Origin of the sequence: Thomasclavelia sp. (genome assembly GCF_047249845.1) — a bacterium.
In the GTDB taxonomy this organism is placed as follows: Bacteria; Bacillota_I; Bacilli_A; order Erysipelotrichales; family Coprobacillaceae; genus Thomasclavelia.
The window spans coordinates 1-1,579 of sequence record NZ_JBKTWO010000187.1 but is presented as its reverse complement, the minus strand read 5'-3'; the positions used below and the strand labels follow the sequence as shown (position 1 = coordinate 1,579).

Sequence of the window (1,579 nt, the reverse complement as noted above, 5' to 3'; positions counted from 1 at the left end):
TTATTATCCAATCATTATAGTCAATATGGAGTGGGAAAGTATGGTCTGAATAAAGCTTTTCGTTTTCAAAATGAAAAAATTATACCAATCGATCATATTGGGAATAATAAATTAGACCAATTGATTGGTTATGAGAGCCAAAAAGAGCATTTAAAAGCCAATACTGAAGCTTTTTTAAAAGGTAAAAAGGCTAATAATGTCTTACTTTATGGAGATAGTGGAACAGGAAAATCAAGTAGCATCAAAGCTTTATTAAATGAATATTATAAAGATGGGTTAAGAATGGTGGAGGTTTATAAGCATCAATTTATCTCTTTGCCTCAAATTATTAATGAACTTCAAAATAGAAATTATAAGTTTGTAATTTTTATGGATGATTTATCTTTTGAGGAATTTGAAGTCGAGTATAAATATTTGAAGGCTGTTATCGAAGGTGGTTTGGAGAAGAAACCAGATAACATTTTAATCTATGCAACAAGTAATCGTCGCCATCTTATCAAAGAGACCTGGAATGATAGAAATCATGATCAGGAGATTAATAACAATGATGCAAAACAAGAAAAACTGTCACTTGTTTCACGATTCGGTGTACAAATTATGTATATTCATCCTGATAAACAACATTATTTAGATATTGGGGATGGATTAGCTAAAACTTATCAAATTGATATGAACCAAGATGAGTTGCATGATTTAGCATTACAATGGGAAATTAGAAATGGAGGATTTTCTGGGCGTACTGCCAAACAATTTATACATATGCTGCTCGGAAAAAAATAATGAAAGAATTAAAATTAGATGATTATTCAATAATTAAACCTTACTTGGATTTAGCAAATTATGAAGGATATAATTCAAATTTTGTAACAATGATGATGTGGAACCATGAGTATCATATTCAATATGAAATTCATGAACATTTTGTTGTTATGTTACATAATTATAAAGGAACACAGTTCTGGGCAATGCCTTTTACAAGTCCACAATATTATCGAGAAGCTATTGATTATATGCTAGAGTATAGTCATAAAAATCAGTTTGAATTTATAATTGATTGTGCTATTGATACATTCGTTGAATATATCAAGCCATTATATCAAGATAAACTTTTATTTGCACGTACACCCGAGAATGATGATTATGTTTATGATCGAATGATGCTGCAAACTTTATCTGGTAAAAAAATGCAGAAGCGTCGTAATCACTATAATGCTTTTTTGAAAGAAAATCCTGATTATATTTATAGAGATTTAGACTTAGTCAATGATTTTAATATGATTTTAGAATGTCTTAATCGCTGGGAGAGTGAGAAAGAAGATTTAAGTGAATCTATGACAAGTGAAGTTAAAGGCATTATGTATCTTTTATCATCTCGACACATGTTGGATTTTGAAGTGGGTGGGATTTTTATTAATGGACAAATGGAAGCTTTTATTATTGCTTCTCGTTTAAAACATTCTACAATTCAAATACATGTTGAAAAAGCAAACAAGGATATTCGCGGATTGTATCCTGCTATTCTTAAAGAAATGTTAGAGCATCATTTTCCTGATGAACAGTATGTTAATAGAGAAGAAGA

2 protein-coding genes are annotated in these 1,579 nt (G+C 29.8%); both read left to right on the top strand.

Going from position 1 to position 1,579, the window contains the following annotated elements:
- Window positions 1-780: ATP-binding protein (locus ACLR9T_RS14660; protein WP_413110183.1), on the top strand; the 780-nt coding region annotated here is incomplete at its 5' end.
- On the top strand, window positions 780-1,579 hold an 800-nt coding region (locus ACLR9T_RS14655; protein ID WP_413110182.1), incomplete at its 3' end, for a DUF2156 domain-containing protein. The genes ACLR9T_RS14660 and ACLR9T_RS14655, both read left to right, overlap by 1 nt.